21 protein-coding genes are annotated in these 23,788 nt (G+C 71.2%); 11 read left to right on the top strand and 10 right to left on the bottom strand.

Translation table 11 applies throughout. The features are described 5' to 3' along the window. The first annotated feature begins 158 nt into the window (after nt 1–158). Nucleotides 159–1,295 (top strand): iron-containing alcohol dehydrogenase, encoded by a 1,137-nt coding sequence (locus L0984_RS00275; RefSeq protein ID WP_234191802.1) that lies wholly within the window; start codon nt 159–161, stop codon nt 1,293–1,295. 88 nt (nt 1,296–1,383) lie between these two features. Here L0984_RS00275 and L0984_RS00270 read toward each other — a convergent pair whose 3' ends face one another. From L0984_RS00270 to L0984_RS00255, 4 genes are all read right to left on the bottom strand, one after another. Continuing rightward, nucleotides 1,384–2,628 (bottom strand): EAL and HDOD domain-containing protein, encoded by a 1,245-nt coding sequence (locus tag L0984_RS00270; RefSeq protein ID WP_234191801.1) that lies wholly within the window; start codon nt 2,626–2,628, stop codon nt 1,384–1,386. Nucleotides 2,629–2,873: 245 nt separating this feature from the next. Beyond that, the gene (locus L0984_RS00265; RefSeq protein ID WP_234191800.1) at nt 2,874–3,944 is read right to left on the bottom strand and encodes a patatin-like phospholipase family protein; all 1,071 of its coding nucleotides are present in this window, start codon (nt 3,942–3,944) and stop codon (nt 2,874–2,876) included. 92 nt (nt 3,945–4,036) lie between these two features. Next, nucleotides 4,037–5,419, bottom strand: coding sequence for a type II toxin-antitoxin system HipA family toxin YjjJ (gene yjjJ / locus L0984_RS00260; RefSeq protein ID WP_234191799.1), 1,383 nt, complete (start codon nt 5,417–5,419; stop codon nt 4,037–4,039). A gap of 102 nt (nt 5,420–5,521) precedes the next feature. Next, entirely contained in the window at nt 5,522–7,987 is a 2,466-nt protein-coding gene (locus L0984_RS00255; RefSeq protein ID WP_234191798.1) for a Tex family protein, read from the bottom strand. Nucleotides 7,988–8,139: 152 nt separating this feature from the next. Here L0984_RS00255 and L0984_RS00250 point away from each other — a divergent pair, with 152 nt between their 5' ends. The 6 genes from L0984_RS00250 to L0984_RS00225 all read left to right on the top strand — a co-directional run bounded on the left by L0984_RS00250 (nt 8,140) and on the right by L0984_RS00225 (nt 12,642). After that, the gene (locus L0984_RS00250; protein WP_234191797.1) at nt 8,140–9,039 is read left to right on the top strand and encodes a hypothetical protein; all 900 of its coding nucleotides are present in this window, start codon (nt 8,140–8,142) and stop codon (nt 9,037–9,039) included. A 137-nt stretch (nt 9,040–9,176) separates the two neighbouring features. Further along, nucleotides 9,177–9,323 carry a hypothetical protein gene (locus L0984_RS00245; protein WP_234191796.1) on the top strand — a complete coding sequence of 49 codons (147 nt, stop codon included), beginning with the start codon at nt 9,177–9,179 and terminating at the stop codon, nt 9,321–9,323. A gap of 95 nt (nt 9,324–9,418) precedes the next feature. Then, entirely contained in the window at nt 9,419–10,156 is a 738-nt protein-coding gene (locus L0984_RS00240) for a metal ABC transporter ATP-binding protein (RefSeq protein ID WP_234191795.1), read from the top strand. After that, nucleotides 10,153–11,025 (top strand): metal ABC transporter permease, encoded by an 873-nt coding sequence (locus L0984_RS00235; RefSeq protein ID WP_234191794.1) that lies wholly within the window; start codon nt 10,153–10,155, stop codon nt 11,023–11,025. Before L0984_RS00240 ends, L0984_RS00235 begins: the two co-directional genes overlap by 4 nt. A 154-nt stretch (nt 11,026–11,179) precedes the next feature. Further along, on the top strand, nt 11,180–12,124 hold the full coding sequence (locus L0984_RS00230) for a metal ABC transporter solute-binding protein, Zn/Mn family (protein WP_370645861.1): 945 nt from the start codon (nt 11,180–11,182) through the stop codon (nt 12,122–12,124). 116 nt (nt 12,125–12,240) lie between these two features. Continuing rightward, complete coding sequence (locus tag L0984_RS00225; protein WP_234192738.1) at nt 12,241–12,642, top strand: Fur family transcriptional regulator; 402 nt, start codon at nt 12,241–12,243, stop codon at nt 12,640–12,642. Nucleotides 12,643–12,686: 44 nt separating this feature from the next. On the opposite strand, the gene L0984_RS00220 is transcribed toward L0984_RS00225, so the two are convergent. Further along, a complete protein-coding gene (locus L0984_RS00220; RefSeq protein ID WP_234191793.1) occupies nt 12,687–13,883 on the bottom strand; it encodes an amylo-alpha-1,6-glucosidase in 1,197 nt (398 codons plus the stop codon). A gap of 20 nt (nt 13,884–13,903) precedes the next feature. Further along, entirely contained in the window at nt 13,904–15,238 is a 1,335-nt protein-coding gene (locus tag L0984_RS00215; RefSeq protein WP_234191792.1) for a lytic murein transglycosylase, read from the bottom strand. A 113-nt stretch (nt 15,239–15,351) separates the two neighbouring features. Between L0984_RS00215 and L0984_RS00210 the strand changes: the two genes are divergently transcribed. The 4 genes from L0984_RS00210 to L0984_RS00195 are packed head-to-tail and all read left to right on the top strand — an operon-like array spanning nt 15,352 to nt 18,315. Then, nucleotides 15,352–16,398 (top strand): SAM-dependent methyltransferase, encoded by a 1,047-nt coding sequence (locus L0984_RS00210; RefSeq protein WP_234191791.1) that lies wholly within the window; start codon nt 15,352–15,354, stop codon nt 16,396–16,398. A gap of 14 nt (nt 16,399–16,412) precedes the next feature. Then, complete coding sequence (locus tag L0984_RS00205; RefSeq protein WP_234191790.1) at nt 16,413–17,201, top strand: DUF1295 domain-containing protein; 789 nt, start codon at nt 16,413–16,415, stop codon at nt 17,199–17,201. Between the two features lie 56 nt (nt 17,202–17,257). Next, entirely contained in the window at nt 17,258–17,860 is a 603-nt protein-coding gene (locus L0984_RS00200) for a DUF6134 family protein (RefSeq protein ID WP_234191789.1), read from the top strand. Nucleotides 17,861–17,898: 38 nt separating this feature from the next. Further along, nucleotides 17,899–18,315 (top strand): DUF2177 family protein, encoded by a 417-nt coding sequence (locus tag L0984_RS00195; RefSeq protein ID WP_234191788.1) that lies wholly within the window; start codon nt 17,899–17,901, stop codon nt 18,313–18,315. Here L0984_RS00195 and L0984_RS00190 read toward each other — a convergent pair. The 4 genes from L0984_RS00190 to L0984_RS00175 all read right to left on the bottom strand — a co-directional run bounded on the left by L0984_RS00190 (nt 18,293) and on the right by L0984_RS00175 (nt 23,570). After that, nucleotides 18,293–19,513, bottom strand: coding sequence for a PepSY-associated TM helix domain-containing protein (locus L0984_RS00190; RefSeq protein ID WP_234191787.1), 1,221 nt, complete (start codon nt 19,511–19,513; stop codon nt 18,293–18,295). The genes L0984_RS00195 and L0984_RS00190 overlap by 23 nt on opposite strands. Then, nucleotides 19,510–22,023, bottom strand: a complete 2,514-nt coding sequence (locus L0984_RS00185; RefSeq protein WP_234191786.1) for a TonB-dependent siderophore receptor — start codon at nt 22,021–22,023, stop codon at nt 19,510–19,512. Before L0984_RS00185 ends, L0984_RS00190 begins: the two co-directional genes overlap by 4 nt. A gap of 90 nt (nt 22,024–22,113) precedes the next feature. Beyond that, nucleotides 22,114–23,067, bottom strand: a complete 954-nt coding sequence (locus L0984_RS00180) for a FecR domain-containing protein (protein WP_234191785.1) — start codon at nt 23,065–23,067, stop codon at nt 22,114–22,116. Next, a complete protein-coding gene (locus L0984_RS00175; RefSeq protein ID WP_234191784.1) occupies nt 23,064–23,570 on the bottom strand; it encodes a sigma-70 family RNA polymerase sigma factor in 507 nt (168 codons plus the stop codon). Before L0984_RS00175 ends, L0984_RS00180 begins: the two co-directional genes overlap by 4 nt. Nucleotides 23,571–23,788: the final 218 nt, after the last annotated feature.

The following is a 23,788-nucleotide window of genomic DNA, read 5'->3' as shown; positions in this document are numbered from 1 at the left end:
TGCGCCATCGTAGTGGACGGTCGCGCGCGGCCCCGGTCGCGGGGGCAACAGCGCGCAGCGATGGGGCCGAGGACCTGCAGCCTGTCTCCGGGTTGAATGGCCGCGGCGGGGCTTCGCTTTAGGATGCGGGCGAATCCTCAACGCGGAGACAACCGACGATGGCGCTCATCAACTACCTCACCCAGATCCAGTTCGAGTTCGGCGCGCTGCGCCTGCTAGCCGACGAATGCCGGCGCATCGGCATCGAACGCCCGCTGGTCGTGACCGACGCCGGCGTGCGTGCCGCCGGCCTGCTGGACAGGACGCTCGCCGCACTCGGCGGGCTGCAGGCCTCGGTCTTCGACCAGACGCCCTCCAACCCCACGGAGGCCGCCGTGCGCGCCGCCGTCGAGGTGTACCGCCAGGGCCGCTGCGACGGGCTGATCGCCGTGGGCGGCGGCTCGGCCATCGACTGTGCCAAGGGCGTGGCCATCGCCGCCACGCACGAGGGGCCGCTCAAGACCTACGCCACCATCGAAGGCGGCTCGCCGAAGATCACCGAGCAGGTGGCGCCGCTGATCGCCGTGCCCACCACGGCCGGCACCGGCAGCGAAGTGGCCCGCGGCGCCATCATCATCGTGGACGACCACCGCAAGCTGGGCTTCCACAGCTGGCATCTGATGCCCAAGGCCGCGATCTGCGACCCCGAACTCACCCTCGGCCTGCCCGCCAGGCTGACGGCCGCCACGGGCATGGACGCCATCGCCCACTGCATGGAGACCTTCATGGCCGGCGCCTTCAATCCGCCGGCCGACGGCATCGCACTCGACGGCCTGGAGCGCGCCTGGAACCACATCGAGCGCGCCACCAAGGACGGCAGCGACCGCGAGGCCCGCCTGAACCTCATGAGCGCCTCGATGCAGGGCGCGATGGCTTTCCAGAAGGGCCTGGGCTGCGTGCACAGCCTGAGCCACAGCCTGGGCGGCGTGGATCCGCGCCTGCACCACGGCACCCTCAACGCCCTCTTCCTGCCCGCCGTGGTGCGCTTCAACGCGGGCGCCGAGTCGGTCCAGAAGGAACTGCGCCTGCAGCGCATGGCCCGCGCCATGCACCTCGACCAGCCGGGCGACATCGGCGAGGCGATCCGCGACATGAATGCCCGCCTCGGCCTGCCCAAGGGCCTGGCCGAGGTCGGCGTCACCGAGGCGATGTTCGACAAGGTCATCGACGGCGCCATGGCCGACCACTGCCACAAGACCAATCCGCGGCTGGCGACGCGCGAGGATTACCGGGAGATGCTGGCCACGTCGATGTGAGGCGCGGCACCGGCCGGGCGGGTCGCCCACCCGGGCGATCTGCCGCGCGGCGCCCGGCCCCTTCGCGCAGGCGCCGGACGCGGCCGGCTCAGACGCCCAGTTGCTCGGCCCAGCCCAGGGCCTCGACATGCATGGCCAGCAGCCGGTCCACCGGCACGCGGTAGCGCTGCGAGACGATCTCCAGCAGCCCGGCGTCCGCGCTCTCGCAGGCCTTGGCCAGCTCCAGCAGGCCGGCGAACGGCCCGCTGCCCTGCACGATGGCCTCGCGCACCGCGTCGGGCAGCGGCATCAGCGCCAGGGCCTCGCGCAGCGGCGTGGACATCAGCACGTCGAGCATCGAGAACAGGCCGGCCATGAAGGCCTGGTCGGCATCGCCCGGCGACATCTCCTGCAGCGCCAGCAACTCCATCAGGCGCCCGCGCACGACCGCCGTGGTGCCAGCCGCGGGCGCCACGCTGCCGGGCGCGCTGCCCGCCAGCAGCAGGGCCGACCAGCGCAGCAGCGGCTTCATGCCGACGGCCATCACGGCATGGCGGAAGGACTCGATCTTGTGGCCGAAGCCGATGCCGGCCGTGTTGAGGTGGCTCATCAGCTTGTAGGCCAGCGTGGGCTCGTGCTTGAGCAGGGCCTCGATCTCGAAGATCTCGGCCTCGCGCGCCACCAGGTTCAGCAGCTTGATGAGCGAGGCATAGGACAGCTGCACGCTGCGGTCGGCGACGGTGGGCGGCTGCAGGTACCAGCGCCCCTCGAACAGGCGCACGCCGGCGGCGGCCAGTTGCTTGAACTGCACCGGCGTGCGCACATGCACCGCCAGCGGAATGGCCTGCGTGGTCTTCTGGATGGCCCGCGCCATCATCGAGGCCAGGTCCAGCGGCAGCACGCCCATCTCCAGGATGACGTAGGAGGCCAGCGGCACCGAGGCCTCGTATTCCTTGAGCAGCCGCACGTCGAAGGCGAGCTTGAAGCCGCGCGCACGCGCGGCCTGCAGCAGGTCGGTGTCGAGGCCACGCTGCGCCCCGCCGCCGGCGATCTGCAGCACGACATGCTCGGTGTCCAGGCCGTCGAGCGCACCCGCGGCGATGTCGTCGCAGCTGCAGGCGAGGAAGGTGGGGCTCTTGAGCGCCGGCAGCGAGCCGTCGTGCGGCTCCCGCAGGCTCGGGTCCATCAGCCGTTCGGAAGGCCGGCCGCGCAGCGGCACCGCCTGGTAGCCGCCCAGGCGCCGGTGCGCATCGACGATCACGCGCCGGCCCAGCGAAGGCCTTGCACCGTCCTGCGCCAGGACGCCGGTTTCGTCACCGGGCACGGGCAGCGAGGGCGATTGGGTGTTGAGCATGGCAAGCCTTCCATGGGACTGATCCCTTAGCGCGATATCGGCAGCGTCACCCCCGTCTTTAGCTTTTTCAAGAAAAATCTTCTTGATTTAACACAGTGCCGGACAAATTTCGGCATTTATTAAATCCAAAGGATTCAATTTCGCAGTAGTTCGCCACGACGCGGCCTGGCACGCGCGCGGCATGAACTTATGCGGCGGGAAGGATCGAGTGGCCGAGAAGCAGGCCAGGCGCCACCGGCCTGGGGCTAGAGCGGCAGGAGCCGCGCCGGATCGGGCCGGTGCAGCCATTGCGCCCATTCATCGGCCAGCCGGCGCGCCTCGGCCACGGCGGTGCCCCAGGCACGCATGCGCGCGGCCGGGTCCAGCTGGGGGTCGGTGAAATCGGTGCGGTCGGGCAGCTTGCCGCGCGGCAGGCTGCGCACCCAGTCCGGATCGGGCGCGATCAGCACCATGCGGTCGAGCGCGGGCGTGGACCGATGCCGCCACTTGAGGCCCTTGTCCAGCCAGCCCGGCACCACCGCCTGCTGGAAATGCGGATAGAGCACGAGGCCGTCGTCGGCCCGGTAACGCAGGTGCAGGTGATAGTCGGTGATGCCGCCGTCCCAGTAGGCGCCCGGCGGCGCGCCCGGGATGTCGTGCACGGCCTTGAGCACGAAGGGGATGGAGCAGGAGGCCTGCAGCGCGGGATGGAAGTTGGCCGCGTCCAGTGCCACCCGCCGGGTGCGGAAGTCCTGGGTGTCGAAGGGCAGTTCGGCACCGCCGGCCGAGAACACGCAGCGCTCCAGCCAGGCGCCCAGTCCGCGCCGGTGCACGCCATTGGCCACGAAGGCGCCCAGGTAGCCGGCCACCGTGCGCGCGCCGCCCTCGCGGCCCAGCAGATGGCGGCCGCGCGCGGTGACGACGTGCAGCCGGTAGCGCGGATGGGCCAGCACCTCGGCGGCCCGCGGGCCGAAGAAGCCGCACAGGTCGGCATTGAAGCGCTCGCTGACCTGCTGCGCCGTCATGCGGCGCGCGCCCGCCGGCGGATCGAAACGCTGGGCGATGTAGTCGCGTTCGAAGCGGGCGAAGGCCTCGGCCGGGTCGTGGAGGCAGGCCGTGGCGAGGCGCCAGGCGCCGATGGAGGCGCCGACCAGGTCCACCGGCTGGCCCGACTGCGGTAGCCATTCGCCGAAGATGAAGCGGTCCAGCGGGCCGAGGATCAGGCCCTTGGGCCCGCCGGCGGCGCCGGGGATCACGCGGATGTGCTCGGGCGCGAGGCCGTGCTTCTCGATGTGGGCGCGGGCCGCGGGGCCGGCGTGGATGCGCAGGGCGTTCATGGGATCGGGAAAGGCGGCGGGTTGTGCGGGAGCCTGGTGGGAGCGTCGTTCAGCAGGCTGGTTCAGGCAGCGCCGTGGGGGATGCCGGCCATTCAGGCCCGTTCGGCAAGCGACCGCAGCGCCTGCGCATGCTGGCCGCAGAGCGCCCGGAAGCCATCGCTGATGCGCAGGTCGGCCGCGGCGGCGTCCCAGAAGCCGAGCGCTGCGGTGCAGGCTTCGTGCCAGGCGGTCCGCTCCTCGGGCAGCGGCAGGGCGAATTCGGGGGTGCGCACCGGCAGCTCGCCGCCGGCCAGCGGCGCCAGGCGCATGGGCAGCATGTCGTAGGCCGGCGCGAGCGCCAGGCGACCCTCGTGCGGCGCGAAGGCCAGGTTGCCGGTGTGCATGTCGCTGTTGGCGATGAGGCGGCCGAACCACCAGAGCCGCTGCACCGCGGGCGCGACGCCCTCGGCGAGCAGGCCCAGCCCGTCCATCGCGGCCGTCAACGCAGGCCATTGGCTGCCGCCGCGGCCCAGGAAGGCGGCGTCCAGTACATCGAGCGCGCATAGGGCGCTGCGGCCGGCCTCGGCGTGCCGGTCGAAGCGCTCGACCTCCAGGAAGGTGCGCCCGCCCCCCACCAGGATGCGGCTGCGTGCGGCCCGCAGGCCCGGCAGCGTGGCCGCCGCTTCGAGCGCCAGGTGCTCGCAGACCAGCAGGTCGGCCCAGCGGCGCACGGTGGCGGAATCGTCGGCGCCCGAGAACTTGACGATGACATGCGGCGTGGCCGCGCCCGCCAGCGCCCGCGCCGCCGTGAACTTGGGGAACTCGCCCGCCGCACTGGAGCCCGCCACCCCGGCCGCCACGGCCTCGTCGGCGCGTTGCAGGTAATGCGCCACCAACTCCGCCTCGGCCACGGGCGCCTGGGGCTGCGCCCGCTCGGCCAGCCATTGCTGGCAGGCGGCCTCGCCCACGATCAGGTTGCCGCTCAGATCACTGCCGGCCACGCTCATGACGAAGAGCGCGTCGTCGTCGCTCCAGCGGGCGACATCCTCGGGCACCTGCAGCCGGCGGTGGGACAGGCGCGCGAACTGCCGGCCCATGTAGCCCTGCGGCCGCATCTGGTGAAGGGGGTACGGCAGGCCGGGCCACCAGCCGTCGCGTGCTTCTTCCGGCACGGGCCAGCCGGCGTCCGCCAGCAGAAGGTGGCTGCCCTCGGGCTGGGTGAGCGTGAGCGGGCCGACGGTGTGCAGCCGGCCCTCCCGGTCGACAGCAAACACGGGCAACTGCGACGGCCCCCCCCGCAGCCGGCGCGCGAGGGCATGCCGCGTGCGCCGGGCACGCCCGGCGCTGATCAGCTCGCCCGCCGGCAGACGGGCCATCTGCCGATGCAGGGTCGGGACGCTGACGCCGAGCGCCGCCGCCAGCTCGGGCGCCGCCTGCGCCGGCTGGCGCGCCAGCTGCTGCCGCAAGGCTTCCGGGCTGAGTTGAACGGGCCGCATGGTTATGAAACGATTTCTGAAATGATTTTATTCAGAAATTCCTTTTTCAATCAGCCACTTGGGAATCTTCAAGCCCGTATTCCGAGAAGATTCCCAAAATGATCAGCGCTTGAGGCTCTGCAGCTTGGCAAAGGCCGCGGCCATCTGCCCGCCGGCCTGTGGCGCCGAGTCGCGCCGGGGCCCCTGCCCCCGGCCAGCGGGCTCGAAGCGGTTACCGTCCCGCGCGCCCTCGCGACGGCCGCCGGTGGGTGCATCCAGCTTCATGGTCAGGCCGATGCGCTTGCGCACCACGTCCACCTCCATCACCTTCACGCGCACGATGTCGCCGGTCTTGACCACCTCGCGCGCGTCGTTGACGAACTTGTGAGAGAGCTGGCTCACGTGCACCAGCCCGTCCTGGTGCACGCCCAGGTCCACGAAGGCGCCGAACTGGGCCACATTGCTGACCGTGCCTTCGAGCACCATGCCTTCCTTGAGGTCGGCGATGTCCTCGACGCCCTCGTTGAAGCGGGCCACCTTGAAGTCGGGACGCGGGTCGCGGCCGGGCTTCTCCAACTCGGACAGGATGTCCTTGACGGTGATGACGCCGAATTTTTCGTTGGCGAAGAGCTCCGGCCGCAGCGTCTTGAGCATGTCGGCGCGGCCCATCAGCTCGGCCACCGGCTTGCCGGTCTTTTCCATGATCTTCTGCACCAGCGGATAGGTCTCGGGGTGCACGCCGGTCATGTCCAGCGGATCGGCGCCGCCGCGGATGCGCAGGAAGCCCGCGCTCTGCTCGAAGGCCTTGGGGCCGAAGCCGCTCACCTCCAGCAACTGGCGGCGCGTGGAGAAGGCACCGTTGGCCTCGCGCCAGCGCACCACCGCCTTGGCCACGCTGGGCGTCAGGCCCGAGACGCGGCTGAGCAGCGGCACGCTGGCAGTGTTCAGGTCCACACCCACGCCGTTCACGCAGTCCTCGACCACGGCGCTCAGGGTGCGCGCCAGCTCGCTCTGGTTGACGTCGTGCTGGTACTGGCCCACGCCGATGCTCTTGGGATCGATCTTGACCAGCTCGGCCAGCGGGTCCTGCAGCCGGCGGGCGATGCTGGCGGCGCCGCGCAGGCTCACGTCCACGTCGGGCATTTCCTGGCTGGCGTATTCGCTGGCGCTGTAGACCGAGGCGCCGGCCTCGCTGACGACGACCTTCTGGATCTCAACCCCAACCGTTCGCACTGAGCTTGTCGAAGTGCCGGCCCCGGCTTCGACAGGCTCAGCCCGAACGGTGGCGGGCTCAGCCCGAACGGCCGGAGAAGGCTGAGCCACCTGCGCCTGCATCTTGCCCAGCAGCTTGATCAGGTCGGCCGCCAGCTTGTCCGTCTCCCGGCTCGCCGTGCCGTTGCCGATGGCGATCAGGTTGACGCCATGTTTGGCGCACAGCTTGCCCAGGGTGTGCAGCGAGCCTTCCCAGTCCTTGCGCGGCTCGTGCGGGAACACGGTGGCCGTGTCCACCAGCTTGCCGGTGGCGTCGACCACCGCCACCTTCACGCCGGTGCGGATGCCCGGGTCCAGTCCCATCACCACGCGCGGGCCGGCCGGCGCGGCCAGCAGCAGGTCGCGCAGGTTGTCGGCGAAGACCTTGATGGCGACCTTCTCGGCCTCTTCGCGCAGGCGCGAGAACAGGTCGCGCTCGCTCGACAGGCTGAGCTTGACGCGCCAGGTCCAGGCCACGCACTTGCGGATCAGGTCGTCGGCCTTGCGGCCCTGGTGGCTCCAGCCCAGGTGCAGGGCGATGCGGCCTTCGGCGATGCTGGGCTTTCCCGGCTCGGGCTCGACGGGCAACACCAGCTTGGCGTCCAGGATCTCCAGCTGCCGGCCACGGAACACGGCCAGCGCCCGGTGCGAGGGCACGCGGCCGATGGGCTCGTCGTACGCGAAGTAGTCGCGGAACTTGGCGACCTCGGGGTCGTTCTCGTTCTTGCCCGACACCAGCGAGGACTTGAGCAGGCCCTCGGCCCACAGCCATTCACGCAGCGACTGCACCAGCGCCGGGTCTTCGGCCCAGCGCTCGGAGAGGATGTCGCGCACGCCGTCGAGCACCGCCATGGTGGTCGAGAAATCGGGGCCCGGCTTGCCGTCGTCCAGCGTGGTCGGCGGCTTGAGGAAGGCCTGGGCCTCGGCCACCGGGTCCAGCGTGGGGTCGGCCAGCAGCTTGTCGGCCAGCGGCTCGAGGCCGAATTCCCGGGCGATCTGGCCCTTGGTGCGACGCTTCTGCTTGAAGGGCAGGTAGATGTCCTCCAGCTCCTGCTTGGTCGGCGCGCCAGCGATGGCCAGGCGCAGGGCGTCGGTCAGCTTGCCCTGCTCGTCGATGGCCTTGAGCACCGCGCCGCGGCGCTCCTCCAGCTCACGCAGGTAGGTGAGGCGCACTTCCAGTTCGCGCAGTTGCGCATCGTCCAGGCCGCCGGTGGCCTCCTTGCGGTAGCGGGCGATGAACGGCACCGTGGCGCCGCCATCCAGCAGGTCGGTCGCGGCCTGGACCTGGTGCTCGCCCACCTTCAGCTCGGCGGCGATCTGGCGAATGATCTTCTGCATGCTTGCTTGGTTCTACCCAGGGAAAAAGGGCGGCAGTTTGCCATAGAGGGCCGGTATTTCTGGCAAGGCCGGGCTGCGCGGCCAACGGACCTGCCTACCATCGGCCGCGGCTGCAGCCCACGGCGCAGCCGATTTGTCATAAGGGAGGAATCATGTTCGACAAGAAGCACCACGGCGTGCGCGCAAGCACGCTCGTCCTGGCCGCCATCGCGGCCACCATAGCCGCCTGCGGAGGGGGAAACGATTCCCCAACCTTCGCGCCACTGGCCAACGCACCCGCGCCCGCACCAGCACCCCCAGACCCGCCTGCAGCGGATCAGGGCTCCGGGCCCTGCACCAACGAAGCGGACTACCGGGAAGGCACGACCGTCTCGTTCAAGGCTGCGATCGCCGACGCACCGGGCAGCACAGCGGGATTCCAGCGACGCAGCGTGACGGGGCCGCGCGAAAGCTTCGCCAATGCCAATCCGGTAGGCTTCGTATTGGCCGCCGATGTCCGCCAGAGCACCATGAGCGGGGCAGACCCCAACACGAGCATCACGCTGACGACGACGGATGTGCGCAAGGAGTACCGCGAACTGGCCGGCGGCAAGGTTCTTATCTACGGGGACAAGTCCGTCGCGGACACCGTGTTCTCCAATGCGACGTCTGGGGCTGTTGGCGGCACGACGACCGCAACGACCCAACGCACCTTCGACCCACCCCTGGCCTACCCAGCCAACATGCAACCGGGCGACGTGGCCAGCCAGCGCACGATCCGGACGACCACCCGCCTCACCACAGGCATGCTGTCCGCTCCGGCCTCCACTTCCACGGACGAGGGAAGGTTCGACCTGACCTACCAGGGCCGCGAGCGCATCAGCACACCCCTGGGCACGTTCGACAGCTGCAAGTTCACGTACCAGTTGACCACGACCCAGTCCGGCGCATCCCTGCAGACGACCCAGGACACTTGGGTCGCTGCCGAAGGGCCTTATCGCGGCCAACTGCTCCGCCAAAAGAAGAGCGGTGCCATCTGGGATGTGGTGACGCTCGACTATTCGCCAAGCTGAGCCCCTGCAGCGGCAGTCCTTGTCGCTGCCGATCGTTGAACCGGCCCGCGCACTGCGCGGGCCTTTTTACGGGAATCCAAAAAGCGCCGTTCGATCAGCCGAGCGCCGCCCACTATTGATAACGTACAATCGTTATCGTGTTCTCCCCGCTTCGTGACGCCATCTCAACCCGGGCCCCTTCGCCCACCAGCCTGCTGAGCCTCAGCGCAGGCGTGCGTCTGGCGCTGGCCGCGCTCCTCATGGCGGCGCTGGGGCTGGCGGCCTGGTGGGCGATGCTGGAATGAGCGCGCTCCGCCCTTCCCCCGCGTCGAGCACGCAAACCGCGGCGTCGCCCGTTCAGGCAGCCCAGACCTGTCCCATCCGCCTTCAGGACCTGACGGTGGCGTACCGGGGCCATCCGGCGGTGCACCATGTGTCGGGCGATTTCACGGCCGGCGCCCTCACCGCCATCGTCGGCCCCAACGGCGCCGGCAAGACCACCCTGCTCAACGCCATCATGGGCCGGTTGCGGCCGAGCACCGGCCGGGTCGAGCTGGCCGCGCACTGCGCCGGCCGCATCGCGTGGCTGCCGCAGCAGGCCGTGATCGACCGCGCCTTTCCGCTGCAGGTCTTCGACCTGGTGGCCATGGGACTGTGGCGGCAGATCGGCAGCTTCGGCCGGCTGCGCGCCACCCACCGGGAGGCCATCGTCGCAGCGCTCCAGACCGTCGGCCTGGGCGGCTTCGAGCGGCGCAACATCGGCGAGCTTTCGGCAGGCCAGTTCCAGCGCGTACTCTTCGCCCGCACGCTGCTGCAGGACGCGCCAGTCATCCTGCTGGACGAACCCTTCAACGCCGTGGACGCCCGAACCACCGACGACCTGCTCGCCGTGGTCCAGGGCTGGCGGGCCGAGGGCCGCACGGTCATCGCCGTGCTGCACGACATGGCCCAGGTCCGGGCGCATTTCGACGAGGCGCTGCTGCTGGCCCGGCGCTGCGTGGCCTGGGGGCCCGTGGCCGAGGTGCTGCAGCCCGCGCACCTGGCCTCGGCGCGGCACATGGCCCAGGCCTGGGACGAACAGGCGCAGGTGTGCGAAGGCCCGCCGGCGCTGCATCGGGTCGGGAGCGCCGCGCCATGACGCTGCATGAGCTGCTGATCCAGCCCTTCGTCGATTTCGGCTTCATGCGCCGGGCCCTGGTCGGCGCCCTGGCGCTGGCCCTGGGCAGCGCGCCCATGGGCACGCTGCTGGTGCTGCGCCGCATGAGCCTGATGGGCGACGCCACCGGCCACGCGCTGCTGCCCGGCGCGGCCCTGGGCTTCCTGATCGCCGGTCCGTCGCTCGCGGCAATGAGCATCGGCAGCTTCCTGGCCGCCATCGGCGTGGCGCTGGGTGCCGGCGTGGTGGCGCGGGCCACGGCGCAGCGCGAGGACGCCAGCTTCGCCGCCTTCTACCTGATCGCCCTGGCGCTGGGCGTGATGCTGGTGTCGCTGCGCGGCACCAGCGTCGACCTGATGCACCTGCTCTTCGGCACCATCCTCGCGGTGGACGACGGCGCGCTGCTGCTGATCTGCGGCACGACCGGCGTCACGCTGGCCGTGCTGGCCCTGCTCTGGCGGCCGCTGATCGCCGAATGCGTGGACCCGGGCTTCCTGCGCAGCGTGGGCGGGCCGGGGCGCTGGGTGCACCTGGCCTTCCTGGTGCTCACGGTGGCCAACCTGGTGGCGGGCTTCCAGGCCATGGGCACATTGATGGCGGTCGGGCTGATGATGCTGCCCGCCACCGCCGCCCGCTTCTGGGTGGGCCAGGTCGGCGGGCTGATCGCGGTGGCGGCGCTGATCGCCGCCTTCTCCGGCTTTGCGGGGCTGCTGCTGTCGTACCACGCGCAGTGGCCGTCCGGGCCGGCCATCGTGCTGGTGGCCGGCGCCATCTACCTGCTGTCGCTGTTCGTGGGCAGCCGCGAAGGCGTGCTTTGGCAGCGGCTGCGGCGCCCGCACCGGCTGGCATGAGCACGCGCCGTGGCGCAGTAGCCATGCGATCCAGCACGACGACCCCAACCGTCCGCCCTCAGCCCGTCGCAGGGCAGAACAGCGCGTCGACCTTGGCGACGCGCAAACCGGGCGCCTCGTGCACGTTCAATTCCCCCTCGCTTCTTCCCGCACCATGCCGTCCCTGCTGATCTCCCGCCGCCCCTTCCTGACCTGCCTGCTCGCCATGGCCGCCGTGGCGGGCAGTGCGGCCCATGCCCAGGACAAGCCCCTCCAGGTCGTCGCCAGCTTCTCGATCCTGGCCGACCTGGTGCGCGAGGTGGGCGGCCCCGATGTGCAGGTGCAGGCGCTGGTCGGCCCCGATGCCGACGCGCATGTGTTCCAGCCCACGCCCGCCGACGCGCGCGCCCTGGCCGCCGCCGACCTGGTGGTGGTCAACGGATTGGGCTTCGAAGGCTGGATCGACCGGCTGGTGAAGACCTCCGGCTACCGCGGGAGCGTGGTGGTGGCCAGCGCCGGCGTCACGCCGCGCAAGGCCGACGACGACGAGGCCGAACACGGCCACGACCATGGCCACGGCGAAGGCACCGATCCGCATGCCTGGCAGGACCTGCGCAATGCCGTGCGTTATGTCGCCAACATCCGCGACGCCTTGGCCCAGTTGCGGCCGGCCCATGCCGCCGCCATTGGCGAACGGGCGGCCGCCTACACCGCCAAGCTCCAGGCGCTGGACCGCGAGGTCCGTGCGCGCTTCGCCGCCATCCCGGCCCAGCGCCGCCGCATCCTCACGTCGCACGACGCTTTCGGCTACTTCGGCGCGGCCTATGGCGTGACGCTGCTTTCGCCGCAAGGCATCAACACCGATGCCGAGCCTTCGGCCGCCGGCGTGGCCCAGCTGATCCGGCAGATCCGCAAGGGCCAGGTGAGCGCCGTGTTCATGGAGAACATCTCCAGCCCGCGCCTGGTGGAGCGCATCGCCCGCGAATCGGGCGTGGCGGTCGGCGGCAAGCTGTACTCGGACGCCCTGTCTGCGCCGGGCACCGAGGCCGCCAGCTACCTGCAGCTGTTCCGCTTCAATGCCGACGCCATCGCGACGGCACTGACCCCCAAGGCGCGGTGAAGGCGGTGCCGTCCTGCGCCGGGCCGGCCGACCGACTCGATAGACTGCCCGCCATGAGCGCCGCCCATCGCCATTCGCATGACCACGAGGACGACGCCCCGGCGTCCGACGAAGGCATGGTGCCGGACGGCGCCATCGGCACGCGCGGCACCCGCCAGCGGGCCGCCATCCGGCGGGTGATCGACGAGTCGCTACGGCCGCTGCTGCCGGCCGAGATCCTGGCCGTGGCCCAGCAGGAGGTGCCGGCGCTGGGCATGGCCACCATCTACCGCAACCTCAAGCTGCTGCTGGAAAGCGGCGCCATCCGCACCGTCGAACTGCCCGGCGCGGTGGCCCGCTACGAATCGGCGCGGCATGCGCACCACCACCACTTCCAGTGCCGGCGCTGCGACCGGGTGTTCGACATCCACGCCTGTCCCGGGGACCTGTCGGGACTGGCGCCCGCGGGCTTCGCGGTCGAGGCGCACGAGCTGACGCTGTACGGCGTCTGCGCCGACTGCGGCGCCGCAACCCGCTGAACCACCGCCGCCCGTGTGCGGCGTGATGGCGTCGCGCGGCGCGGTCAGCCCGCCCGGCCTGGAGACAGCGTCGATTCCCTCAACGCCTTCGATGCCATAAGGAACGCCGCTGCATTCCAGCTCTGGCCCGCCATGCCCATGGGCGCCAGCGTCTTGCCGTGGAACCACTCGGTGAAGCGCCAGTCGTCGTGCGCGTTGGCGCGGGCCAGCTTCACCAGCTCGGCGCTCGCCTGGTCGTGCAGACCGAGCTGCGCCAGCACCATGACCCAGAAGCCGCCGACGAAGGGCCAGATGCCGCCGTTGTGGTACTGGTGCAGGTAGTTCTGCTGGTGGCGCCCCATGTAGGGCCGCCACAGCGGATGCTGCTGCGACAGCGGATGCAGCACCACCCGCACCGGCCAGGGCTCGCTCGCCGCCGCCTCGCCGATGCGCTGCACGATGCTGGACGCCATGTCCGCATCGGCCAGGCCGCTCTGGATCGCCAGCACATTGCCGAACACATCGCCCTCGTCGCCCACCACCGACAAGTTGACGAAGCTCAGGTACATGCCCGGGTCGCGCCGGCCGCGCCGCGCATAGTGGCGCAGCAGGCGGGCACGGTGGTACTCGGGCAGGTCCTGCTGGAAGGGGTTGAAGAGGTGGTTGAAGTGGTGCTTCGTCTCGTCCGCGTTCGCCAGGCCGAAGCGGCGCTTGACCTCGTACCACAGCGCATTGGTGTAGAGCACGAAGCCCGAGCGCGGCATGATGTCCGCCCAGTCGCTGGCCTCGTTCTGCTGCAGCAGCCGGAAGTGCTGGTGCTCCTGCGCCAGCAGCCACTGGATGGCCAGCGCCTCGCCGGCCGCCCACCGGCCGCCCGGCACGCGGCCCAGGCCGCGCAGATGGTCGATGGCGATCAGCCACCACAGCGTCGCGTCGATGCAGCCCAGGTACCAGAAGTCGGCGTCCTGGCCTTCGGGGTCCACGTACTTCGGGATCTGACCGTTGGCGGCCTGTTGGTCCGCCAGGGCCTGCACGCTGGCGACGGCGCCTTCCTCCAGCGCCGGCACGCCGCTGCCGGCCATGGCCATGATGCAGATGGCCGCATCGCGGCCAAAGATGCGGGTGTAGCGCCGCGCCACCGCCGCCTCGGTGCGGCTGGCCGCCAGGATGCCGTGCGGCGACAGGTTGCGCACCAGCAGGTCCAGCGAGGCCTGCTCGCACTGGGCAATGAGGGCGCGGTCTTCGGGGCTCAGGTCCTTCATCGGCAAGGGGGCATGCAGGTTCAGTGCCCGCGCAGTTGCTGCAGCATCTGCTGGGTGGGATAGCCGTCGGCCGGCTGGCCGCTGCTGCGCTGCCAGGCGCGGATGGCGCCGCGGGTGGCCGGGCCGAGCAGGCCGTCCGGCGTGCCGGGGTCGAAGCCGCGGGCGGCCAGCGCCTGCTGCAGCGCCAGCATGTCGCTGCGGCCCAGGGGCTGCAGGTCGCGCGGCCATTCGGCGATCACGCCCGGCCCGCCCGCGATGCGCTGGGCCAGCAGGCCCACGCCCAGGGCGTAGCTGGTCGCGTTGTTGTAGCGAAGCAGTGCCCGGAAGTTGGGCCCGACCAGGAAGGCCGGCCCCCGCGCGCCGGCCGGCAGCAGCACATACGCGTCGCCCAGCTCGGGCAGCGGACCGCCCGTCGCGGCGCTCACGCCCTCGGCCGTCCATTGCGCGGAGGACTGCCGCACCGATGGATCGGCCCGCGCCAGGTCGAAGCCGGCCGGCAGTCGCACCTCCGCGCCCCAGGTCTGGCCGCGCTGCCAGCCTTCGCGCATCAGGAAGTTGCCGGTGGAGGCCATCACGTCGGCCATGCTGCCCCAGATGTCGCGCCGGCCATCGCCGTCGGCATCGACCGCATAGGCCAGGAAGTTGGTCGGCAGGAACTGGGTCTGCCCCATGGCGCCGGCCCAGGAGCCGATCATGTGGGCGGCGTCGATGTCGCCGTTCTGCACGATGCGCAGGGCGGCGATCAGCTGCTGGCGCGCCCAGTCGGCACGCCGGCCGTCGAAGCCCAGCGTGGCCAGCGCGTCGATGGTGGCGATGTCGCCGTAATTGCTGCCGAAGTTGCTTTCCATGCCCCAGACGGCCACCAGCACCTCCGCCGGCACGCCGTAGCGGGCTGCGGCGGCATCGGCGGCGGCCGCCGCTTCCTGCCGCTTGGCCTGGCCGCGCGTCACGCGCTGGGGAGAGACGGCACTGTCCAGGTAGTCCCACACGCTGCGGGTGAATTCGGGCTGGCTGCGGTCGCGCTCGACCACGGCCGGCAGGTAGTGCGCACCGTCGAGCGCGGCACGGAGCGTGGACTCCTGGATGCCCGCTGCCAGCGCCTGTTGGCGGAACTGCGACAACCACGCCGCAAATGCCGGACCTCGGTCATCGGCCTGGGCAGATGCGGCACGGCCCGGCGCGGGCGGGGCCACGGCGGCCGGCGTCGTCGCCGCGCCCACACCGGGCGCCCGGGGCAGGCCCGGCGTCGTGGGTACCGGCACGGTCGAGGGCGCCGACGCGCAGCCGGCCAGGAGAAGGGCACCCACCAGCGCGCAGACGCGGGGGGCATGGCGGTTCGAGAGGCGCAGGAGCATCCGGACCATTGTCCACAGCCGCCCCGGCGCCCACCCTCCGCAAATCCAAAAGCCCGCAGCCTGCGTACAGACGGACACACCCGCTTTCGTCCCACCGCGACACGAACACCGCCATGCCCCGTGACAACACCGCCACCGCCATCCGCTGGGTCGAACAGGGCTATGTGCCCGACAGCGTGATCCGCCTCGGCATCCGCCGCCTGCTGCGCGAGCGCATCGAGGAGCTGCAGTGCGGCGACGCCGAGGCCGTGGCCCGGCAGACCCGCGACTTCCTTGCCAGCATGCGCACCGCCCCGCTCGCGCCGCTGCCCGAGAAGGCCAACGAGCAGCACTACGAAGTGCCGGCCGATTTCTTCGGCGGCGTGCTGGGCGCCCACCGCAAGTACAGCTGCTGCGAATGGGGCCCGGGCATCGAGGACCTGGACGCCGCCGAAGCCGCCGCCCTGACCACCACCTGCGAGCGCGCCGGACTGGTCAACGGCCAGCGCATCCTGGAGCTGGGCTGCGGATGGGGCTCGCTGTCGCTGTGGATGGCGGCGCGCTACCCCGCCAGCCCGATCACGGTGGTCTCCAATTCGCACTCGCAGCGGGCCTACATCGAGGGCCAGGCCGCGCGGCGGCATCTGTGCAACCTCAAGGTCATCACCTGCGACGTCAACGCCTTCGACACCGACGAGCGCTTCGACCGCATCGTGTCGGTGGAGATGTTCGAGCACCTGCGCAACTGGCCGGCCGCCTTCGCCCGCGTGGCCAACTGGCTGTCGCCCGAGGGCCGCTTCTTCATGCATGTGTTCGTGCACAAGGAGGCGCCCTACCCCTTCGTCGAGCGCGACGCCAGCGACTGGATGACGCGCTACTTCTTCGCCGGCGGCATGATGCCCAGCGACGACCTGGCGATGCAGTGCCAGGACGACCTTCGGCTGGTGGACCGCTGGCGCTGGGACGGCCGGCACTACGCCCGCACCGCCCGCGCCTGGCTGGACAACATGGACGCCCACCGGCCCGAACTGCTGCCCGTCATCGCGGCCGCCTACGGCGCCAACGAGGCCGACCGCTGGTGGATGCGCTGGCGCCTGTTCTTCCTGTCGGTCGAGGAGCTCTTCGGCTGGGACGAAGGCCAGCGCTGGTGGGTGGGCCACTACCTGTTCCAGAAGCGCTGAGAAGGACTGCCGCCATGGTGCATGCCGCGCTTCTGGGCCTGCTGGTGTCGCTGCCGATCGCGCTGGCCGGCTGGCTGGCCAGCCTGTGGAAGCGCGACGCCAGCCTGGCCGACCGCATCTGGCCCTGGCTGATCACGATGCCGGCGCTGGCCTATGCCGCGGGCACGCCGGCCGCCGACCCGACCCGCCGCCTCGTGATGCTGGGCCTGGCCCTGGCCTGGGCGCTGCGGCTGTGCGTCTACATCAGCTGGCGCAACTGGGGCCATGGCGAGGACCGGCGCTATGCCGAGATGCGCGAGCGCCACGGCGCGGCCTTCGCTTGGAAGAGCCTGGTCATCGTGTTCGGCCTCCAGTGGGTGCTGGGCTGGATCCTCTCGGCCCCGCTGCTTGCCGGGCTGGCGGGCACCCGCCCCTTCGGCGCACTCGACCTGCTGGGTGCCGCGCTGGCGCTCTTCGGCATCGTGTTCGAGGCGGTGGCCGATGCCCAGATGGCCGGCTTCCGCGCCCGGCGCCGGGGCGGCCATGCCGTCATGGACCAGGGCCTGTGGCACTACACCCGCCATCCCAACTACTTTGGCGAGAGCTGCGTCTGGTGGGGCCTGGCGCTGATGACGCTGGAGGCCGGCGGCGCGGGCGCGCTCTGGTGCTTCGTCTCGCCGGTGCTGATCACCTTCCTGCTGCTGCGCGTGTCGGGCGTGACGCTGCTCGAAAAGGACCTGAGCGCCCGGCGGCCGGCCTACCGCGACTACGTGGCGCGCACCAGCGCCTTCATTCCCTGGCCGCCCCGGCGGCGTGCGGCATGAACACGGCGATGGCCGCGACTGATCGGGTACTTCCCGGACGCAGCGGCAGCGCATCCTTGCTGCGCAGTCGCACGGCGCTGGCAGGGCTGCTGGCCTTCTTGCTGCCCCTGGGCGCCTGGGCGCAGCAGGTCTGGTCCTTCGAAGCATCCCTCGACGGCAAGCCCATCGGCCAGCATGTCTTCACGCTGGAGACGCAGGACGGCGGCGCCCGCAGCCTGCGCAGCGAGGCCCGCTTCGACGTCAAGCTGCTGGGCATCCCCGTCTACCGCTACCGCCACCAGGCGCAGGAGCGCTGGCAGGGCGACTGCCTCCAGTCGCTCACCGCGGACACCGACGACAACGGCGACAAGCTCGCCGTGCGGCTGGAGCCGGGCGATCCGCTGCTGGCCGGCTGCGCCATGAGCTTCGCCTACTGGAACCGCGCGATCCTGAAGCAGCGTGAACTGCTCAACGCCCAGACCGGCAAGCGGGAGGCGGTGCGCATCGAGCCGCTGCCGCCTGCCAGCATCGACGTGCGCGGCCAGCCGGTCGAAGCCCAGCGCTGGCGCATCGTGGCGCTCAAGCAGCGCATCGACCTCTGGTACGACGGCAGCGGCCGCTGGGTGGGCCTGGACGGCACGCTCGAAGGCGGCAAGCTGCTGAGCTATCGCCTGCGTTGAGCGCCCCCCATTCATCCACCCTCTGCCGCCCGCCGACCATGACCCTGCCCTTCTCCCACTACCTCACCGCTTATGGCATCGCGGCCGTCGTCTTCCTGGGCCTGGACGCCATCTGGCTGGGCACCATGGCCTCGCGCCTGTACCGGCCGTCCATCGGCCACCTGATGGCGGACGGCTTCTCGGTGGCGCCTGCGGTCATCTTCTACCTGCTGTACCTGGTGGGCATGGTGGTCTTCGCCATCGGCCCGGCCCTGGAGGCGCGCAAGCCCCTGCAGGCGCTGGCCATGGGCGCGCTGCTGGGCCTGATCTGCTACGCCACCTACGACCTCACCAACCAGGCCACGCTCAAGGACTGGCCCTGGAAGGTGACCGTGGCCGACCTGATCTGGGGCACCTTCGTGACCGGCGTGGCCTCGGCCGTGGCCACGCGGCTCACGCTCGCCTGGCGCGGCTGAGGGCGCGCGCCCGGCGCTTCTTCTGCCACACCATCACGCCGGTGATGGTGATGACGACCACGGCGATGCCCAACACGAAGACGAAGACCTGGTAGGGCCGACCGAAGACCTGCGCCATGTGCAGCGCGCCCATCCAGTTGCTGACCGTGTTGCCCGAGGGGCCGCCGGTGGGCAGCCAGCGGCCCATCGGCACGCCCGTGTCGGCGTCGATCAGGATCGCGGTGTTGCCGGCGTCGCTGCGCAGGTCCACCGTCGAATGCACCAGGTAGGCATAGACGCCGCGGCGGCGGTCGAGCTGCAGGCGATCCTCCCGGTCGACGGTGAAGCCGACTTCGGTCGCCATGTCCTGCATGGCCCGGCGTGCGGCGGCATGGGCCGCCGGCCAGTCCAGCCGCGGCGCGAGGACGGGCTTCGGCCGCAGCGGCACGGTGCGCCAGGAGTCGTCGAAGGGAAACACCACGCCCATCACCGGCCGGAACACCGGCTCGCGCAGGTTGAACATCACGCTCGACCAGGCGAACAGCAGCAGCACCGCCCACAGCCACAGGCCGCCTGCGCGGTGCAGGTCCAGCGTGGCGCGGTGTGCACCCGCACGCCACTTCACCTGCCAGGCCGGCTTCCATCTGGGCAGGAAGGGCCGGCCCTTGGGAAAGGTCAGCCAGGCGCCGACGAAGCAGTCCAGCGTCCACAGCAACGAGATCACGCCCAGCAGCAGCGTGCCCCAGATGCCCGGCAACGCCAGGCTGTGGTGCACCTTGTAGAGCAGCGGCACGGCCTGCTGCGCCGTGAAGGCGATGGCCTCGCGGGCGCGACGGCCCTGGATCTCGCCGGTGTGCGGGTCCACGAACACCTCGTCGTAGCCCAGCCGGTAAAAGCCACCGGGGCCGTCGGGATTGGGCGCGACGGGAAAGCGGGCGGTCCGGCCCGGACGAAGGTCGAGCACCACGGCATCCACCCGGCCCTGCGGCGCCACCTGCTGCGCCACGCGGGCGCGCAGCGCGAAAGGATCCAGCAGCGGCGCCGAGGCCGCCGAACGGGCGACGAACAGCTCGGGCGCGAGCCATTCGTCCAGCTCGTCCCGGAAGGCCAGCACGCTGCCCGTGGCGGCGGCCACGACCAGGAAGGCCGCCATCAGCAGCCCGACGTACCGGTGCAGCGCCACGACGTGCGCGCGCCCGAGGCGACGCACGCCGGTCACCAGCGGTAGGTGGCGCGCACGATGGCGTTGCGGCCGTCGCCGTAGAAGCAGGTGGTGGTCGCGTAGTAGCAGGACTGCACGTAGGTCTTGTCGAACAGGTTGCCCACGTTGAGCGTGATGCTCCACGGCCCGCGGTCATAGCCGATCAGCGCATCGACCACCGTGTAGGCCGGCAGCTCGGCGGGCGTGGGCGTGCTGCCCAGCACATAGCCGCTGGTGCCGACGATGCGGCGCACGCCCAGGCCGACCTTCACGCCGGGCAGGATGTCCTGCGGCAGGCGGTAGCTGGCCCACACCGACAGGTTGTGCCGGGGCACGCCGGGCGGCGCGGTGCCCTGGTCGCCGTTGTTGCTGCGGGTGATCTCGGCGTCGGTGTAGCTGTAGGCGCCCATCAGCTCGAAGGCGCGGCCGATGCGCGCCTTGGCCTCCAGCTCCAGGCCGCGGGACTTGATCTCGCCCGCCTGCACCGAATAGCCGGGATGGTCCGGATCGGTGGTGAGCACGTTGGTGCGCCGCAGGTCGAAGACCGCCGCCGTCATCGACACCGGGCTGTCCGGCGATTCGTACTTGATGCCCGCCTCGTACTGCCGCCCGCGGGTGGGCTTGAAGGCGTTGTTGTTGTAGTCGAGCGCACCGGCCTCGGGCTCGAAGGAAGTGGCAGCGCTCACGTATGGCGCCCAGCCGCTGTCCATCAGGTAGACCGCGCCGACGCGGCCCGTGGTGGCCGAGACGTTGTCGCGGATGTTGACCGGCGTGATCGGGCTGGTGGCCGTGCCGTTGGTCACGCGGCCGGTGATGTCGCTGCGGGCGCTGTCGTGCCGCACGCCGGCCATCAGCACCCACTGGCGGTCGATCTTGACCTGCTCCTGCAGGTAGACGCCGAGCTGGCTCGAATCGGTCTTGAGCACACGGCTCGGCTGGAAGTTCGGGACGATGGCCGAGCCGTACACCGGCGCATAGAGGTCGAGCGCCCCGACCGTGCCGCGGCGCTCGTTGCGCACCCAGGGCACGTCGGCATAGTCGATGCCCGCCAGTGTGGTGTGCTCGAAGACGCCGTGGCGCCATTTGGCTTGCACCTGCGTGTCGATGTTGAAGGACTTGTAGTCGTCCGAGCGGATGAAGGCGAAGCGGTTGAGGCGGCGCTGGTTGGCCGCCTGCAGGCCCGAGCCATAGGCCGAGTCCCAGGTCATGTCCGACTGGTACCAGCGGGCGTTCTGCCGCACGGTCCAGGTGTCGTCGAACTGGTGCTCGAACAGGTAGCCCAGCGTCCAGGTGCGGGTGTTGTAGCGGTCGAAGCCCGGCTCGCCGGTGAAGGTGCTGCGCGACAGCTGGCCGTTGCGGTTGGGCAGCAGCGTGCCGCTGACCGGCAGGCCCCAGTTGTAGGCCGTGTCGGTGTTCTGGTAGCTGGCCAGCAGCGTGAGCGAGGTGCGGGCCGAGGGCCGCCAGGTGATGGCCGGCGCGACGTACTGCCGGTCGTTGGGGATGTAATGGGTCTGCGTGTCGGCGTCGCGCACCATGGCCGTCAGGCGGTAGGTCCACTCGCCCGCGTCGTCGAGCTTGCCGCCCAGGTCCAGGCCGAGCTGGCGGTGGTTGTGGCTGCCGGCCTGCAGGTCGACTTCGCGCAGGGTGTCGGCGGTCGGCCGCTTGGAGACCACGTTGACCAGCCCGCCCGGCGTGACCTGCCCGAACAGCACCGAGCCCGGCCCGCGCAGCACGTCGATGCGCTCCAGTCCATAGGGCTCGACGGTCGAGGCATACATGGCCGGCGCCTGGCGCAGCCCGTCGCGGAACACCGGTGTGTTCGACGACGTGGCCAGCCCTGCCGCGAAGCCCCGCACATTGAACGAGTCGTCGGTGAGGTTGACGCCGCGCGTGCCGATCAGGCCCGGCGTGTAGCGCAGGGCGTCCTGCAGCGCGGGCGCGGCGCCCTGCTCGTCCATCTGGTCGCGCGTGACCACGCTGATGGCCTGGGCGACCTCGATGTTGGGCGTGTCGGTCTTGGTGGCCGTCGTAGTGCGCCGGGCCTGGGGGCCGAAGGTCGATCCGGCGCTGTGCGCCTCGGCGCTGACGGTCAGCGGCGGCAGCGAGGCGGCGGCCCCAGCCTGCTGCTGCGCGCCGTTGCGGGCGGCCGTGGGCGACCTGCGCAGCGCGTAGCTGCCGTCGGCGGCGCGCAGGGCTTCCAGCCCGGTGCCGGCCAGCAGCGCGTCGAAGCCCTGCTGCACGGTGTAGCGGCCGGAGAGCCCGCGGGTGCTCAGGCCGTCGGTGAGTGCAGCGTCGAAGGACAGTACGACGCCCGCCTGCGCTGCATGGAGCGACAGCGCACGGCCCAGCGGGCCGGCAGGAATGTCCCGCTGCATGGCCACCGCCGCGCCGACGGGCCCCGCCTGCGCCCAGGCGACGGCGGTGCCTGCCAGTTGCAGGGCCAGCGCGGCCATGACGGCCTGGGCCGTCGGGCGCAGCAGGGATCGAGAGGGCGCGCAAGAGCGCGGTCGGCGGTGGCGCTGGGCCATGGGCTTCTCCTGGAGATGATGTCGTTCACCTCCTTGCCAATCGAAACGCCGAAAGTGACAGGCCCCGTCGAAAAAAAAAAAACGGGCCGATCAGGCGGGACCGATGCGCACCCACCAGCGCGTCAGGCGATGCACCCGCACCGGCAGCGCGCGCGTGGCCGCCGCCAGGGCGCGGTCGGTGTCGTCCAGCGGAAAGGCGCCCGACAGCCGCAGCGCGCCGACGGCCGGGTCGCAGGACAGCAAGCCGGGCCGGTAGCGCGAGAGCTCGGCGGTGAAGTCCGCCAGCCGCATGCCGTCGGCCATCAGCAGGCCCTGGGTCCAGGCATCGACACTCTCCGGCGCGGGCTGCACGGGGCCGACGCCGTGGCGGTCCAGCCGGACGCTGCGGCCGGCGTCCACCCGTACCGGCGGCGTGGCCGCGGCCGGGGTGGGCTGCGCCTGCACCGCGCCTTCCAGCACGGTCAGTTGCACGGCCTCGTCCTCCTGCCGCACCACGAAGCGCGTGCCGATGGGGCGCAGTTCGCCGAAGCGCGTCGCCACCACGAAGGGCCGCTGCTGCGGGTCGCGCGCGGTGCGGACCTGGATCTCGCCCCGGCGCAGCGTCACGCGGCGCAGTTGCCCGTCGATGTGGACGGCCACCTCCGTGGCGGTGTTCAGCATCAGCGCGGTGCCGTCCTCGAGCGTGAGCGAGCGCCGCTCGCCCGTCGCCGTCTGGTAGCGGCCCGGCTCGCCGCGCCATGGGGCCTGCTCCCACGCCAGCCAGCCGGCACCGCCCGTCACGCCCAAGGCCGCGATGGCGCGCAGCGCCCGCCGACGCGCCTCGGGGCGCGGACGCGCCAGTGCCGCCATGCCGGCCGCCGGCAGCAGCAGGCCGAAACGCTGGCTGATCGCCTCGACCTGCGCCCAGGCCTGTTCATGGGCCGGATCGCTGCGCCGCCAGGCCAGCCAGGCCGCGCGGTCGGAATCCGCGAACTCGCCCGAGGTGGCGCGGGAGAACCACAGCGCCGCCGCCCGGGCCACCTCGGGGTCGAGCGACGTCGTCATCGCAGCAGCAGGCAGTTCTGCATGGCCCGGGCGATGTACTGCCGCACCGAGCTGACCGAGACGCCGAGTTGCGCGGCGATCTCGGCATGCGTCAGGCCTTCGAGCTGCAGCAGCAGGAAGGCGCGGCGCACCTTGGCCGGCAGGCCGTCGAGCAGCGCATCGATCTGGACCAGGGCGTCGACGACCAGCGCGCGCTCCTCCGGCGACGGCGAGGCCGCCTCGCCATGGCAGGCCAGCGCCTCCAGGTAGGCCGCTTCGAGGCTGCGCCGGCGCAGCAGGTTGACCATCAAGCCATGGGCGATGGTGCCCAGGAAGGCGCGGGGCTCGCGGATGTGGGGGGCGTCGTCGCGGCTGAGCACCCGCACGAAGGTGTCGTGCGTCAGGTCGGCGGCGTCGAAGGCATTGCCCAGCTTGCGGCGAAGCCAGCCCTGGAGCCAGCCCTGGTGTTCGACATACATCGCGCCCACGAGGTGGCGCTGCACGGAGTCGGAGACGGCAGGCATGAGAAACGAGGCGAGAACGGTCGGCGGGCATGGCGCGGCAGGCCCCGGACGCCATGGCACGACGGCCCCCGCGCCCCGCCCTGCCACGCAGTGTCGGAGGGTTGCCATCTTAAACGATAGTGGTTCTCATCTTCATCCAGCTGCCCGCTGGATGTGGCGAACCTGCCGAAAGTGCCAAGCCCCGGCGACCGGCACGTCCCCAACGGACGGCCGGTGCC

Source organism: Pseudacidovorax sp. NFM-22 (genome assembly GCF_021401245.1).
Taxonomy (GTDB): domain Bacteria; phylum Pseudomonadota; class Gammaproteobacteria; order Burkholderiales; family Burkholderiaceae_C; genus Xenophilus.
This window is presented reverse-complemented; position numbering and strand designations above follow the sequence as displayed.